Source organism: Alsobacter metallidurans (genome assembly GCF_014636935.1).
Classification (GTDB): domain Bacteria; phylum Pseudomonadota; class Alphaproteobacteria; order Rhizobiales; family Beijerinckiaceae; genus Alsobacter; species Alsobacter metallidurans.
The window spans coordinates 1,653,964-1,667,627 of record NZ_BMES01000002.1 but is presented as its reverse complement, the minus strand read 5'-3'; the positions used below and the strand labels follow the sequence as shown (position 1 = coordinate 1,667,627).

The window sequence follows — 13,664 nt, the reverse complement described above, 5'->3', positions numbered from 1 at the left end:
TCAGGCGCGCCTTCCGAGCAGGCCTTGCGGCCGCAGCAGCAGCACGGCGCAGAGGGCGATGAAGATGAACGCGATGGCAAGCCGCGGCGCGACCATAATGCCGATCGCCTGCAGGACGCCGATCACCAGAGCGCCGACGAGCGCGCCCGAGACGCTGCCCACGCCGCCGATGATCACCACCGCGAAGCTCTCGATAATGATGGAGTTGTCGATCCCGATCGCGATCGATCCGACCGGCGCGGCAAGCGCGCCGCCTAAACCCGCCAGCCACGCCCCGAGGGTGAACACGCCGGTGTAGAGAAGCGGCACGTTGACGCCGAGCGCTCCCACCATCTCGCCATCCGCCACGGCGGCCCGCAGCGTCTTGCCGAAGCGCGTGCGCTCGAGCATGAGCCGCAGCGCCAGGGCGATCACGAGGCCGATCACGATCAGCAGAACGTAGTAGCTGGGGAACGGCGACCCAAAGATCGAAATGCTTCCCTCGAGCAATTGCGGCCGAGGCACCGAACGATAGTCCCGGCCCCAGATCATCTTGACCCCGTCCGCCACGATGAGGGTGATCGCGAAGGTGAGGATCAGTTGGTAGAAGTGGTCGCGATGCTGGATGCGCCGCAGCAGCAGCATCTCGATCGCCGCGCCGAGCGCCGCGACGCACAAGGGCGCGATCACCAGGGAGGCGAGGAAGCCGGGCATGCCGCCCCCCGCCATCCGGGTGACCGTGTAGGTGACGAAGGCCGCCACCATGTAGAACGAGCCATGGGCGAAGTTGGCGACCCTCAGCACCCCGAAGATCAGGGTCAGACCCGAGGCGACGATGAACAGGACCATGCCCCTGCTCACGCCGCTCAGGATTTGAATCAGCACATCCGTCATGTCAGATCAGACCGCCTTGACCACGCCCGGGATGAAGTCGGAGGAGCGCCTATTTGCGCTCCGCCAGGATCTCCTGCGGCGTCGGCCAAACCTTGTCGGCTTCGATCCGCTTGATGTCGACGAGGGTCTTGAACGGCAGCTTGTCATCCTTGCCGGTGACGCCCAGGAACGAAGGCACGTTGCCCTGGTGGTCCACCTCGCGGAACGTCGTGACGCCGCCCTGCAGGCCTTCGTACTTGATCCCCTCCAGCGCGGTCCTGACCGCTTCCTGGTCGACCGAGTTCGCGGCTTTGATGCCCTGGGCCAGCAGCATCATCCCGTCATATGCCATCACGGCCCAGTCCGACGGGTAGGCGTTGTACTTGGCGTTGAAGGCCTGGATGAAGGTGTCCATCTTCCCGCCCTTGGTGCCGAACGGCGGCGCGTACATCTGGCCGAGAATGCCGTCGGGCATTTCCGAGCCGAGCGCCCGCAGGTCGTCCAGGAAGAGCAGGGTGGCGAATTTGGTGCGCTCGAACAGGCCGTAGGACTTCGCCTGCTTGATGAACGCGATCAGGTCCGAACCCCACAGATAGGAGAAGATCAGGTCCGGCTTGCTCGAGAGAAGCTGGGTGATGTAGGGCGTGAAATCCGGCTCTCCGAGCTTGGGCCACTGGGTGTTGGTGATCTTGGCCTCAGGGTTCACCTTGGCAAGCCAATCGCCGAAATACTTCACGGCCTGATGCGACGCTTCGTAATCGCCGCCGATAAACGCGATGGACTTGTATTTCTTGTCCAGGCCCTCCGCCATAGCCCGCGCCAGCATGGTGCCGCTCGGCACGATGGTGAAGAAATGCGGATGATAGAGCTCGCCCACCAGTCGCGGCGTGTTCGGGATCGTCATGACGACGACCTTCTTGTACTGCTTGGCGACCGCCGAGACCGCAACGCCAACCGAACTCGCGTCCGGCCCGATCAGGAAGTCGACCTTTTCGCGGGTGATCAGGTCTCGCGTATGGCTCGTGCCGAGCTCCGGCCGCAGTTGGCTGTCACGGACGAGCAACTCGAGCTTGCGGCCCATGATGCCGCCCGCCGCGTTGATCTCTGCGATCGCGAGCTCGACGCCGTTCACCTGGCCACGGGCGTAAGCCGCCGCGATGCCGGTGAGATCGGTGGTCAAACCAATCTTGATCGGAGGCTGTTGCGCCTGAGCGCCGGTGAAGGCTCCGGCCCCGAGAGCGGCGGCCAAAAGCGCAGTGACTCCCCTACGGGTAAGCGTCCCAAAGCTGGTCATAGTCCCTCTCGCGTTTCCTCGAAGCGCTCTCGCGGCGCTGCTCGCTATCCCGGTCATTTCGCCGGGTTATGTCGGATTGTCCGACAATAGTTTGTACCATGCCCCACGCGGGACCGGCAATCGGATCAGCTCGCAGGACGGGCAATTTCGCCCCGCGCGCGCGGCTCAACCGGCCGTGAAGCCGCCGTCGACGTAAAGCGTCTGCCCGGTGATAAACGAGGCCGCCGGAGAGGCCAGGAACACGAGAGCTCCCGTGACGTCGTCGGTCTGGCCCAACCGGCCGAGCGGCATGCGCTCCAGCACGCGCCGGTAGAGTTCAGGCTGCGTTTCGGTGAGCTTGCGATTGAGATCGGTGACGATCACCGTCGGCGCGATGGCGTTGACCCGCACTCCCGATGGCCCGAGCTCCACGGCCAGGCAGCGGGTGATGCTGATCACGGCGGTTTTTGCGGTCGCGTAGGCGACGCGGTTGGCCATGCCGACGCTGGAGAGGATCGACCCCATGTTGATGATCGCGCCGCGTCCGCGGCGGCTCATCGCCGGCGCCACCGCCTGGCTGCACAGAAACGTTCCGGTCGCGCTGACGTCCAGGGTGCGGCGCCACTCCTCCGCGGAGGTGTCGGCCAGAGACTTGGGCGAGATGACGCCCGCGTTGTTGAACAGGATGCTCACCGGGCCGAACTCTTCGGCCGCCTGCGCCAGCGCGCGGGTAGAGCCGGGGTCGGTGACATCGACCGAAACCGCGAGGGCTCGCCGGCCCATGAGGCGGATCTGCTCCGCCACAGCCTCGCATTCGGGCAGGCGCCGCGCGGCCACCACCACGTCGGCCCCCGCATTCGCGAGCGCCAACGCTCCGGCCTGGCCGAGGCCGCTGCTGCCGCCCGTGACGATGGCCACCTGGCCATCCAGTCGAAAGTCCGGATAGCCCATCGCGCCCTCCTCAGCCCGCCATCTGTCCGCCATCCACCGCAAGCGCCACGCCGGTGATCATGCGGGCTTCGTCCGACGCCAGAAACAGCGCCGCGTTGGCGGTGTCTTCCGGCTCCGGCATCCGGCCCAGCGGTATCGTGGCCTTCAGCCGCGCGCGGGCCTCGTCCATGTCGGGGGCCATCCCGGGCAGGAACGAGCGCAGCATCGGCGTCTCTGTCACGGTGGGACAGATCGCGTTCACCCGAATGTTGGCCGGCGCGAGCTCCAGCGCCAACCCCTTCACGAGGCCGACGACGCCGTGCTTGGAGGCCGTGTAGACCGTGTAGTTCGGCCGCGCCTTGATGCCCTGCAGCGAGGACGTGAAAAGGATCGAGGCCCCGTGCGGCCTGCGCGCAGCGCTCTCCCGCAAGGCGGGCAGCGCCGACTGCGTCATCTTGAACACGCCCACCAGGTTGACGCCGATCACCCGCGCCAGCACGGCGTCGTCGGCGCTCTCCACCGGGCCCGCAAAGGGGCCGCCGGCGTTGTTGTGCAGAATGTCGAGCGCACCGAAAGCCGCGAGCGTGGCCGCGACGGCGGCCTCCGTCTGGCCGCGGTCGGTGTGGTCGCACGGGACGAAGGCGGCGCCGTCGCCGAGTTCGCGCGCGAGTTCGGCCGCCCGGCCCTCGTCGATGTCGGCGATCATCACCCGGGCACCTTCGCGCACGAAGGCTCGCGCGGTGGCGGCGCCGAGGCCCGAGGCTCCGCCCGTGATCAGAGCGATGCGCCCGTCCAGTCGTCCCGCTCTCGTCATGGCTGGCCTCCTGCGGGAACGCCGCCCGCGTCCAGGATTTCGATCAGCGCCTCGATGCGGCCCGCGAGATGCGCATATTGGCCGCGCAGCAGCGGATCCTGCACACGCGCCAGAACGGCGGCGGCGCGTCGCATGTCCTCGAGCGCGGCGCGTTGCTGCGCGGGGTTCGGCTGAGTCTCGGCCTGGGTCATGTCCTGCGCTCCGTGCGCATGCCTTCGCGGCGCTCGTCGGTCCAGCGCCGCGCCTTGTAGGAGAAGCTCGGCAGGTCCTCGCGCGGGATCACGCGGACGTTCATCAGCACGTTTGTCGCAGCCTTGATGCGCTCCGTGAGCGTCCGGCAGAGATCTTCGCGCCAGGCTTCGTCGGCGGGGGCGTCGTTCTTCAGCGCCAGCCGCACTTCCACCTCGGTCCGGCCCGCGTGGTCGACGAAGACCCGGCCGGCATATTCCTCGACATGGGCGTGGCTGAACACCGCGTTGTCGACCGAGAGCGGCCACACGTTGTTGCCGCGGATCTTCATCATGTCGTCGTAGCGCGCGATGCCGCCGGCCTCGATGCCGTTCCAGGGCCGGCCACACCCGCAGGCGTGGTGCGGGATGAACCGCGCCCGGTCCCGCGTCGCGAAGCGCAGCACCGGGGAGGCCTCGACGCCGAGGTTGGTGAGCACGATCTCACCCTCTTCGCCCGGGCCGACAGGTTCGCCGGTGTCGGGATCGATGACCTCCGCGTAGTTCTCCCACTCCAGAAAATGCATGCAGCCTCGGCTGCCGCCCTGGCGCACCGCACCGCACTCGCAGGTGCTGGCGATGAAGCCGACGCCCTGGGTGCTGCCATAGCCTTCGTGAAGGCGGCAGCCCCAGAAAGCCTCCAGCTCCTGCGCCCACTCGATGGGGTAGCCCTCCGCGGCCGTGAACAGCGTGCGCATCATCGGAAAGCCTTCGGCCGGTCGGATTCCGCGGCGCCGGAAGCCTTCGGCCAGGGTGTGGTGGTAGTTCGTGGAGGCGTAGATGAAATGCGCTTCCCGGAAGCGCAGCATCATGTCGATCTTCGCGTCGGTGGCCAGCGACCCACCGACGTGGAACGCGGTCGCGCCCGCGATCCTGAAGCCTTCGCCAGGGCCCCAGCCGCCCGTGGTCATGCCGCCTGCAGGGACGCAGTTGAACGCCACGTCGCCGGGGCGCAGGCCGGCCATCGTCCACGGAAGCTGGTGCAGGTACCCCAGCATGTGGACGTCGCGCTGGGTCCGGCCATAGACCTCCTGCCCCTGTCCGGAGGTGCCGCCCGTCAGGGTGACGAGCGCGACGTCCTCGCGCGGCACGCCCAGCCTGCGCCCAAAAGGCGGATGCGCCTCCTGGTCGGCCAGGAAGTCCTGCTTGGTGGCGACCGGAATGCGCTTGCGGAAATCCTCGAGGCTGCGGATGTGCTCGGGCCTGACGCCAGCGGCGTCCATACGGTCGCGATAGAACGGGTTTCGCGCGTAGAGCCGCTCGAGCAGAGCCTGGATGCGACGCAGCTGCAACGCCTCGAGGCTCGCCCTGTTCATGGCGGCGAGTCGCCCCAGGTGCGGCGAAGCCGACGAAAAGGTTTCACCGGTGATCATCGCTCACGCTCGTCCGGGCTTGAACCGGGGCAGGGTGACGTCGGGCGTCACGTCGTCGAACTGCACTGTGACGGCCATTCCGGGGGTGACGTCCTCGGGGGCGCAGCCCACGATGTTGCTGGGCATTCGCACGCCCTCGTCGAGCGCGATCAGCGCGACCACGTAGGGCACGTCCTGCCCGTAGACCTCGCGCGGGACGGGGTGGCGCACCACGATCCAGCTGAACACCGTGCCGTTGCCGCTGGCCTGCACCCACTCGGCCTCAGGCGAATGGCAGTGCGGGCAGAGGCGCTGGGACGGGAAGCGGAAGCGCCCGCATCCGCCGCACTTCTGCAGCATCAGGCGGTGCTCCCGGGTTCCTGCCCAGAACGGCGCGGAATCGGGATCAGGCTCGGGGAGCGGCTTGGCGTAGGTCATGTCGTTCACCTGCGAAGGACCATGGCGCTCCCGCACGTCATCGCGCCGGCCGTCGTGAGGGCGATCTCGGCGTCGCGCACTTGGCGCTCGCCCGCATCGCCCCGCAACTGGCTGACAGCCTCGATGACGTGGTTGAAGCCGTGGATGTAGGCCTCCGACAGGAGGCCGCCGTGGGTGTTGATCGGCAACTCGCCATCCCGGGCGATGCGGCCGCCTTGAACAAAGGAGCCGCCTTCGCCCTCCTTGCAGAAGCCGAGGCCTTCCAATTGCATCAGCACGCTGTACGTGAAGCAGTCATAGATTTCCGCGACATCGACGTCTTTCGGCGAAACGCCCGCGCCGCCCCAGAGGTCATCGGCGATGTATTTCGCGTAGTTCTCGGCGTGCTCGGGCCAGCGAATGGCGTCGAAGAGGTCCTCGCCCTGGTTGGGGCCGCCGCCATAGGCCGCGCCCATGACGTAGACGGGCGGCTTCGCCATGTCCTTGGCGCGATCGGCCGACGTCACCAGCACCGCGCAGGCGCCGTCGCTCTCAAGGCAGATGTCGAGCAGCCTGAACGGCTCCACGATAAAACGGGACGCCATGTAGTCGTCCATCGTCATCGGCTCGCGCTGCATGGCGCGGGGGTTCAGGGTCGCGTTGGCGCGGCACGTGACCGCCACTTCGCCGAGCTGCTCGGCCGTGGTGCCATAGCGGATCATGTGTCGGCGGCACCACATGGCCATGGCCTGCGGATAGGTGATCCAGCCGAACGGCGCCGTGTATTGGGTGATGCCGCGAGCCGCGAGCTCCCGGCCGCCGCCGAGCCGATAGCCCGAGCGGCCGTTCATGGCGCGGTAGCAGAGCACGGTCTTCGCTAGTCCGGCCTCGATGGCCGCAATGGCGTGCATGACGATCAGGTTCGCGGCGTTGCCGCCGCCCGCGATGTCGACGCAGTAATGCGCGTGCGGCATGCCCAGGGCCGTCGCTACCGCGATGCCCGGAACGGAATCGCCGAAGTTAAAGCTTACGATGCCGTCGATGTCCTGGACGGGAACTCCGGCGTCGGCAGAGGCCTTCAGGCAGGCCTCTGAGGCGAGGTCCAGAACGGTCCGGCCGGACCGCTTGGTGTAGTCGGTGTGGCCGATGCCGGCGATGCAATAGCGGTCGCGCAGGGTGAACATGGTCCGCTCCTCAGTCGGCGGCAAAATGGGGGCGGCGCTTCTCCGCGAAGGCCCGCAGGCCTTCCATCGCGTCCGGGTGGCCGGTTGCGTAGGCGTGGACGACGTCCATTTCGGCGTCGAGCCCGGCCTGCCATTCCAACGTGCGGGTGTCGTTGACCAGCTTTTTCATGGAGGCCAGCACGGTCGCGCTGCGCTGGACGAGGTCGTCCACGAAGGCGTTCACGTGGCCCGCGAGAGCGTCGGCCGGCGCGACCTCGGCGACAAGACCGATCCGCTCCGCTTCTCGCGCGTCGAGGAGACGGCCGGAGAGCATCAGGTGCTTGGCGCGCATGGGGCCTATGGCGCGGGCCAGACGCTGCGATCCGCCCGCTCCGGGGATCTGCGCGAAGTTCACGTGCCCATCGCCGATCCGCGCCGTATCGGCCGCGAAGGCCAGGTCGCAGGCGAGCAGGAGCTCGAGCCCGCCGGCCACGCACGTTCCGTTCACGGCCGCGATGAAGATGGTGGAGGACCGCTCCATCAGGCCGCAGACGGCTGCGAAATCATCAAGAAACAGGCGGAACGCCGGCTTGTCGGCATACAGCGACAGATAGCCGGCGAGGTCGCCTCCGGCCGAGAAGGCCCGGCCCGCCCCGGTGAACACAACGGCCCGGACGGCCGGGTTCGCGTCCAGCGCCTCAACGGCCCGGCGCAGCTCCTTCAGCGTCGCCCAATCCAGCGGATTGAACTTGTCGGGGCGGTTGAAGGTCACCCACGCCCGACCATCGCCGGTTTTCACCAGGAGGTTGTCATCAGCCACACCGCGCTCCATCGCTGACCGTTGTCGTATTGTCGGACAACCCGACAACCGGGTCAACCCTCGGTGTGTGACGCGGTCGGGGAATCTGGCCGGCGTACAGGGTAAAGGCCGCAACGTTTTTCGCCCCCCGGCCCAGCTCGCGCTCGAGGCCGCCCGGGCGGGTCAGAACATGTCGTAAGCGACGGGCTGGAACCGGTTGATGGTCCGCTCCACCGGCGCCATCGGGTATTTGAGCCCTGTCGCGCAGTTGTAGAGAACGACGGTCTCGTCCTGGGAGATCTGGCCGGTCTCAAGGGCGGTCTGGTAGGCGACCGCGGTCGCCGCGCCCTCGGGGCAGAGGAGCAGCCCATCCTCGCGCGCCACGAGGTCGCGGGCCGCCATGATGTCGTCGTCGGAAACGGCCATGCAGAAGCCGTTGGACTCCCGGACGGCCCGTATAATCAGGAAGTCGCCGACCGCGATCGGCACGCGGATGCCGGCCGCGACCGTGTGGGCGTTCTCCCACAGCGGCGCATGCTCGGCGCCGCTTTTCCAGGCCTCGACGATGGGCGCGCAGCCTTCCGCCTGCACGGCGATCATGCGGGGCAGGTGGCCTTCGATCCAGCCGAGCGCCAGCAATTCCTGGAAGGCCTTCCACATGCCGATGAGGCCGGTGCCGCCGCCGGTGGGGTAGAGGATCGCGTCGGGCAGCTTCCAGCCCATCTGCTCGGCGAGCTCGAGCCCCATCGTCTTCTTGCCCTCGATCCGGTAGGGCTCCTTGAGGGTCGAGACGTCGAACCAGCCGACCGCCTCCTTGCCGCCGCCGACGATCTTGCCGCAATCATTGATGAGGCCGTTGACGAGCCAGGTCTGGGCGCCAAGCTGCTGGATCTCGCGCACGTTGATCTCGGGCGTGTCGTCCGGGCAGAACACCGTGGAGCGCAGGCCGGCCCTGCTCGCATAGGCCGCCATGGCCGCGCCCGCATTGCCGTTGGTGGGAATCGCGAGGTGCTGCAGCCCGAACTCCTTGGCCATCGACACCGCCAGGCAAAGCCCCCGGGCCTTGAACGATCCAGTGGGCAGGCGGCCTTCATCCTTGACGATGGCTTTCCCGGGCCGGCCGCCCAGCGCCGCCGCCGAGCGCTGCAGCGGGATCAGCGGCGTCACCACCTCGCCCAGCGAGACCCTGTTTTCCGGCCTCTCGACGGGCAGCATGGGCGCATAGCGCCAGAAGCCCGGCTCCCGGGTTGCCGCGAGGTCGACCTTGGTGAAGGCGCGCCCCATTTTCTCCAGGTCGTAGCGCACCAGAAGCGGGCGGCCCGCGTCCGAGAGCCCGTGAACCTGGCGCGCCTCGTAGCGCTTGCCCGTCAACGAGCATTCGAGGTGCGACACGAACGTCTCAGTCATGGTGATCCTCCTTGAGGCGCGACGCCGCTCAACGCGCGACGCGACGCGCACGATACGCCGGATCTCACTTCAGCAGCTTCCTGCCGAGACCGTAAGCGTGTTTCGTAAGTGGCGCTCCTGTTGAACTGCCCCGCGATCGTCCTTCACAAAAATGCTTGAGCAACCGGTTTCTCATTGCGACACTCAGGCCTACAAGGTATGAAAAACCGGTTGCGCAAATGAGGTCGAGCAGTGTCGGTAGGGTCGGCGGGCGAGCGGGTGACGATCTACGACGTGGCCGACGCCGCGAAGGTCAGCGCCGCCACGGCGTCGAAAGCGCTGAACGGCTCGGGAAGAATGACGGCCGAAACGCGTGACCGCATCAAGCGCATCGCCCTCGAACTCGGCTTCCGCCCCAACTCGCTGGCCCGGAGCCTCACGCGCAAGCGCAGCTTTACGGTCGGGCTCCTGACCAACGACACCTATGGCAGGTTCACGCTGCCGGTCATGGCCGGCATTTCTGAGGGACTCATCGACCATGGCGTGTCGGTGTTCCTCTGCACGGTCGAGGACAATCCCGAACTCGCCCGGATCCATGTCGACGCCATGCTGGACAAGCAGATCGACGGCATCATCGCGACCGGAAAGCGCATCGACAAGCCGCTGCCTGTCGACCTGTCCGAGCTTCCGGTCCCGGTCGTGTACGCCTTGAACACGGGCCCGCAGAATGGCGTCACCTTCGTGCCCGACGATCGCCAGGGCGCGCGGGAGGCCGTGCAGCATTTGCTGTCGCAGGGTCGCAGCCGCATTGCCCATGTGACCGGCCCGCGCGAGTTCGGCACCGTTCGGGAGCGCGCGAGCGCGTGCTCGCAGGTGCTGGAACATGCCCCGCAGGCCAGGCTTCTCGACACGCTGTTCGGCTCCTGGTCCGAACGGTGGGGGCACGAAGCCGTCGCGCAGTTGTGGTCGCGCGCGGAGACGCCGGACGGCGTCTTCTGCGGCAACGACCAGATCGCCCGCGGGGTGATCGACGCGCTGCGCGAGCGCGGCGTCGACGTTCCGCGCGATGTGTCCGTGGTGGGCTTCGACAACTGGGAAATCGTCGCCAAGGAAACGCGCCCGCCGCTGACCACGATCGACATGAACCTGAAGGAGCTGGGACGTCAGGCGGGCCTCGCGCTTGTTCGCATGGTCAACCGCGAAGAGGTCGTGAGGGGCGTCACGAAACTGCCCTGCAGCTTGATCGTGCGCTCGTCCTAGCGGCCGCCGCGCACGCGACAAAACAAGGCCCGCATCAAGCAGGCCAAATTGGAGGAGACGCAGATGAAGGGTTTGAAAGCGGCAGTCCTGGCCCTCGCGGCCACCTGCGCATCGGTGGGCGGGGCCATGGCCCAGCAGAAACTGACGATGTGGTCCCGCTCCAGCAGCGAGGCGTTCATGCCGGCCCTGGTGAAGGCGTTCAACGCCAGCCACAAGACGCAGATCGATCTCCAGATCGTGCCCAACACCGAGATGGTGCAGAAATATGCGATCTCGGCCGCCGGGGGCTCGGCTCCCGATCTCCTCTCGCTGGACCTCGTCTACACGCCGGCGTTCGCGGCTTCCGGCCAACTCGAGGACCTCACCGATCTCGTGAAGGGCTTCCCGTTCTACGAGAGTCTCTCGAAGGCGCATCTCGGAGCCGGGACCTATGACGGCCGGATCTACGGGACGCCGATGTCTGCCGATGCGTCCGTGATGCTGTGGAACAAGCGGCTGTTCAAGCAGGCGGGACTCGACCCCGAGAAGGGGCCGACGAACTGGGCCGAAATCGAGGAGTACGCCGGCAAGGTCAACGCCATCGGCGGCGACATCCGCGGCTTCTATTTCTCCGGCGCCTGCGGGGGATGCAACGCGTTCACGTTCATGCCGCTGGTCTGGGCGTCGGGAGGCGAGATCCTTGTTGACGGCGGCAAGCGCGCGACCCTCAACACGCCGCAGATGCGTGACGCGGCCGCGCTCTACCGCGGGCTGGTCGCCAAGGGCTACGTGCCCGAGAGCGCGCGGACGGACCCAGGCGCCAACTTCTTCGGTGGGTTCGCAACCGACAGGATCGGCATGTCGCCGATCGGGGCCTTCGCGATCGGCAACCTCGTCAAAAACTACCCCAAGGTCGAGTTCGGCGTCGCCTTCCTGCCCGGCAAGACGGGCGGCAAGGCGTCCTTTGCGGGCGGCGACAACTTCGTGGTGACGGCCGGGCGCAAGAACCTGCCGGCGGTCCGCGAGTTCCTGACCTTCGTTTACTCGCTCGAAGGCCAGACCATGCTCGCCAAGCTCGGCAGCCTGCCCACCCGCAGCGACATCGCGGCCGAAGCCGTCAAGTCGCTCGACGAGCGATATCTCGTCGCCACCGAGGCGATGAAGATCGGGCGGACGCCCTCGTCGCCGGTTTACAACGACATCATCAACAGCAGCACCGGCCCATGGAAGCAGATGCTGAACGAGATCTTTTTCGGCAATGACGTCGAGGGATCCCTGATCAAAGCCGAGAAGACCATGCAGTCCATCATCGACACGTCCGGCAAGTAAAGCGCCGGGAGCGCCTCCGCGCGACCTCATCCGCAGCCCAGGCGCATGACGCGCCTGGGCCGGGCGTCCGGCTTGTCGGGATGGTTTCAATGATCCAGGGCACACCGCCTCAGCCACACACTCCGCGTCGCCGAGGCTCCCGGCTGCGCCGGAAGCAGTTGGTCGGCCTCCTGTTCGTCGCGCCGGCTGTGCTGCTGGTCCTCGTGTTCTTTCTCGCGCCGCTTTGCATGGCGTTCTGGATGTCGCTGCACAACTGGCCGCTGCTGGGCCGCCCGCGCTTCATCGGACTTGCCAACTACGAAGCCCTGATGGTCGACCAGCGCTTTTGGGGCGCCATGCGGTTCACGGCCTACTACACGGTGATCGTCACGATCGCGATCTTCGCGGTGGCTTTTCCGCTGGCGTTGTTCGTGGAGCGGGCGCGGCCCCTTACGAAACTCTACCGCACGGCGATCTTTCTGCCGGTGGTGGTCGGCTTCGGCTCGGCGAGCCTCCTCTGGTCCTGGCTGATGAACGTCGATGTCGGCCTGTTTTCGCCGCTGGCGTATCGGCTGGGCCTCACCGAGAAGCCCGTGAACCTGCTGGCCACCTTCGACACAACCTTCTGGTCCATCGTCGTCATGGTGGTTTGGAAGACCGCTGGCTTCAACATGATCATCCTGCTCACGGGGCTGCAGGGGATCTCGTCGGAGGTGCAGGAGGCGGCGCGCATGGATGGCGCATCCGGCCGGCAGCGCTTCTTCCGCATCACCCTGCCGCTAATGCGCCGCACGATCGCGCTGGCGTTGATCCTGTCGGTCGCCGGGTCGGTGCTGGCGTTCGACCAGTTCTACATCATCGCGGACGGCGGTCCGCAAAACAGCACGGTCACGGCCGTGTACTGGATCTTCAGCCAGTCCTTCGTGTCGTTCCGCCTGGGCTACGGCGCCGCGATGTCGATGGTGCTGCTGGCGATCCTGGTCACGATCAGCGTCGTCCAGCTCAGGCTGCTACGCACGCCGGAGGGCGCGTGATGTCCCGCAAAGCAGCCGCAACCCGTCGCCGCGCCTGGGCGGCGACCCGCTACCACGTGATCGGGCTGGTGACGTCGTTGCTGTTCATCGCTCCGATCGCCTGGAGCATGCTGGTCAGCTTCAAGTCCACCACGGAGGCGGCGCGGCCGCCGCTGCCGCCCTGGCCGGTCGAGGGCTTCACGACGCAAAGCTACGAGAACCTGGCGCAGTACGGCGTCGGAATCTGGACCTATGCGGGCAACAGCCTCTCGGTCGCGGCCGCGACCGTCGTCGTTACCGTGTTCATCAGTCTCCTGGCCGGCTACGGCTTCTCGCGCTTCCAGTTCCCGCTCAAGAACGCGCTGTTCGTTCTGATCATCTCGACCGTGATGATCCCGTTCCAGTCCATCCTGACGCCCTTGTTCCTGATCCTGACGCGGCTGGGACTGCAGAACACGCTGCCCGGCATCGTGCTGATCTATGTGACGCTGCACCTGCCGTTCTCGATTTTCATGATGCGAAACGCCTTTGACGCGGTCCCGAAGGAGATCGAGGACGCGGCGCGGGTGGATGGCGCGTCCGTGTTCCTGATGCTGCGCAGGGTTATGCTGCCGCTCGTTCTTCCGGGGGTGGCCACGGTGGCGATCTTCGCCTTTCTGGCATCGTGGAACGAGTTCCTGGCGGCGCTGATCCTGCTGACAGACCAGCGGAAATATACCTTGCCGGTGATGATGGCGGCCGTTCGCTCGGGGCAGTTCGGCACCATCGACTGGGGCGCGGTGCAGTCGGGCGTGATGCTGATGATGGCGCCCTGCCTCGGGCTCTTCCTGCTGCTGCAGCGCTACTACATCCGCGGCCTGACCGCGGGAGCCGTCAAGTGACCCGTCTCTG

14 protein-coding genes are annotated in these 13,664 nt (G+C 66.9%); 4 read left to right on the top strand and 10 right to left on the bottom strand.

Going from position 1 to position 13,664, the window contains the following annotated elements; genetic code table 11:
* The 10 genes from IEV99_RS18205 to IEV99_RS18160 form a co-directional block, all read right to left on the bottom strand.
* The gene (locus IEV99_RS18205; RefSeq protein WP_188519135.1) at nucleotides 1–873 is read right to left on the bottom strand and encodes a branched-chain amino acid ABC transporter permease; all 873 of its coding nucleotides are present in this window, start codon (nucleotides 871–873) and stop codon (nucleotides 1–3) included.
* Nucleotides 874–922: 49 nt separating this feature from the next.
* Nucleotides 923–2,146, bottom strand: coding sequence for an ABC transporter substrate-binding protein (locus IEV99_RS18200; RefSeq protein ID WP_188519134.1), 1,224 nt, complete (start codon nucleotides 2,144–2,146; stop codon nucleotides 923–925).
* Nucleotides 2,147–2,311: 165 nt separating this feature from the next.
* Nucleotides 2,312–3,076, bottom strand: a complete 765-nt coding sequence (locus IEV99_RS18195) for an SDR family NAD(P)-dependent oxidoreductase (protein WP_188519133.1) — start codon at nucleotides 3,074–3,076, stop codon at nucleotides 2,312–2,314.
* Between the two features lie 10 nt (nucleotides 3,077–3,086).
* Nucleotides 3,087–3,869 carry an SDR family NAD(P)-dependent oxidoreductase gene (locus tag IEV99_RS18190; protein WP_188519132.1) on the bottom strand — a complete coding sequence of 261 codons (783 nt, stop codon included), beginning with the start codon at nucleotides 3,867–3,869 and terminating at the stop codon, nucleotides 3,087–3,089.
* Nucleotides 3,866–4,060: a hypothetical protein gene (locus IEV99_RS18185; protein ID WP_188519131.1), complete on the bottom strand. Its 195-nt coding sequence runs from the start codon at nucleotides 4,058–4,060 to the stop codon at nucleotides 3,866–3,868. The genes IEV99_RS18190 and IEV99_RS18185 overlap by 4 nt, the downstream gene beginning before the upstream one ends.
* Nucleotides 4,057–5,469 carry a phenylacetate--CoA ligase family protein gene (locus IEV99_RS18180; RefSeq protein WP_188519130.1) on the bottom strand — a complete coding sequence of 471 codons (1,413 nt, stop codon included), beginning with the start codon at nucleotides 5,467–5,469 and terminating at the stop codon, nucleotides 4,057–4,059. The genes IEV99_RS18185 and IEV99_RS18180 overlap by 4 nt, the downstream gene beginning before the upstream one ends.
* A gap of 3 nt (nucleotides 5,470–5,472) precedes the next feature.
* Nucleotides 5,473–5,886: a Zn-ribbon domain-containing OB-fold protein gene (locus IEV99_RS18175; protein WP_188519129.1), complete on the bottom strand. Its 414-nt coding sequence runs from the start codon at nucleotides 5,884–5,886 to the stop codon at nucleotides 5,473–5,475.
* 5 nt (nucleotides 5,887–5,891) lie between these two features.
* Complete coding sequence (locus IEV99_RS18170; protein WP_188519128.1) at nucleotides 5,892–7,049, bottom strand: thiolase C-terminal domain-containing protein; 1,158 nt, start codon at nucleotides 7,047–7,049, stop codon at nucleotides 5,892–5,894.
* A gap of 10 nt (nucleotides 7,050–7,059) precedes the next feature.
* Nucleotides 7,060–7,848, bottom strand: a complete 789-nt coding sequence (locus tag IEV99_RS18165) for an enoyl-CoA hydratase/isomerase family protein (protein ID WP_188519127.1) — start codon at nucleotides 7,846–7,848, stop codon at nucleotides 7,060–7,062.
* Nucleotides 7,849–8,010: 162 nt separating this feature from the next.
* Complete coding sequence (locus IEV99_RS18160; protein ID WP_188519126.1) at nucleotides 8,011–9,234, bottom strand: threonine synthase; 1,224 nt, start codon at nucleotides 9,232–9,234, stop codon at nucleotides 8,011–8,013.
* A 231-nt stretch (nucleotides 9,235–9,465) separates the two neighbouring features.
* On the opposite strand from IEV99_RS18160, the gene IEV99_RS18155 reads away from it, so the two are divergent.
* The 4 genes from IEV99_RS18155 to IEV99_RS18140 all read left to right on the top strand — a co-directional run bounded on the left by IEV99_RS18155 (nucleotide 9,466) and on the right by IEV99_RS18140 (nucleotide 13,654).
* Nucleotides 9,466–10,473: a LacI family DNA-binding transcriptional regulator gene (locus IEV99_RS18155; protein WP_244643920.1), complete on the top strand. Its 1,008-nt coding sequence runs from the start codon at nucleotides 9,466–9,468 to the stop codon at nucleotides 10,471–10,473.
* 63 nt (nucleotides 10,474–10,536) lie between these two features.
* On the top strand, nucleotides 10,537–11,781 hold the full coding sequence (locus IEV99_RS18150; protein WP_188519125.1) for an ABC transporter substrate-binding protein: 1,245 nt from the start codon (nucleotides 10,537–10,539) through the stop codon (nucleotides 11,779–11,781).
* A gap of 89 nt (nucleotides 11,782–11,870) precedes the next feature.
* Nucleotides 11,871–12,794: a carbohydrate ABC transporter permease gene (locus tag IEV99_RS18145; protein ID WP_188519124.1), complete on the top strand. Its 924-nt coding sequence runs from the start codon at nucleotides 11,871–11,873 to the stop codon at nucleotides 12,792–12,794.
* Nucleotides 12,794–13,654, top strand: a complete 861-nt coding sequence (locus IEV99_RS18140) for a carbohydrate ABC transporter permease (protein WP_188519123.1) — start codon at nucleotides 12,794–12,796, stop codon at nucleotides 13,652–13,654. Before IEV99_RS18145 ends, IEV99_RS18140 begins: the two co-directional genes overlap by 1 nt.
* The last annotated feature ends 10 nt before the right edge of the window (nucleotides 13,655–13,664 follow it).

Excerpts from the sequence above, each read along its gene's own strand:
- IEV99_RS18205 (WP_188519135.1), bottom strand. The coding sequence starts at position 873 with ATGACGGATGTGCTGATTCAAATCCTGAGCGGCGTGAGCAGGGGCATG.
- IEV99_RS18200 (WP_188519134.1), bottom strand. The coding sequence starts at position 2,146 with ATGACCAGCTTTGGGACGCTTACCCGTAGGGGAGTCACTGCGCTTTTG.
- IEV99_RS18195 (WP_188519133.1), bottom strand. The coding sequence starts at position 3,076 with ATGGGCTATCCGGACTTTCGACTGGATGGCCAGGTGGCCATCGTCACG.
- IEV99_RS18190 (WP_188519132.1), bottom strand. The coding sequence starts at position 3,869 with ATGACGAGAGCGGGACGACTGGACGGGCGCATCGCTCTGATCACGGGC.
- IEV99_RS18185 (WP_188519131.1), bottom strand. The coding sequence starts at position 4,060 with ATGACCCAGGCCGAGACTCAGCCGAACCCCGCGCAGCAACGCGCCGCG.
- IEV99_RS18180 (WP_188519130.1), bottom strand. The coding sequence starts at position 5,469 with ATGATCACCGGTGAAACCTTTTCGTCGGCTTCGCCGCACCTGGGGCGA.
- IEV99_RS18175 (WP_188519129.1), bottom strand. The coding sequence starts at position 5,886 with ATGACCTACGCCAAGCCGCTCCCCGAGCCTGATCCCGATTCCGCGCCG.
- IEV99_RS18170 (WP_188519128.1), bottom strand. The coding sequence starts at position 7,049 with ATGTTCACCCTGCGCGACCGCTATTGCATCGCCGGCATCGGCCACACC.
- IEV99_RS18160 (WP_188519126.1), bottom strand. The coding sequence starts at position 9,234 with ATGACTGAGACGTTCGTGTCGCACCTCGAATGCTCGTTGACGGGCAAG.
- IEV99_RS18150 (WP_188519125.1), top strand. The coding sequence starts at position 10,537 with ATGAAGGGTTTGAAAGCGGCAGTCCTGGCCCTCGCGGCCACCTGCGCA.
- IEV99_RS18145 (WP_188519124.1), top strand. The coding sequence starts at position 11,871 with ATGATCCAGGGCACACCGCCTCAGCCACACACTCCGCGTCGCCGAGGC.
- IEV99_RS18140 (WP_188519123.1), top strand. The coding sequence starts at position 12,794 with ATGTCCCGCAAAGCAGCCGCAACCCGTCGCCGCGCCTGGGCGGCGACC.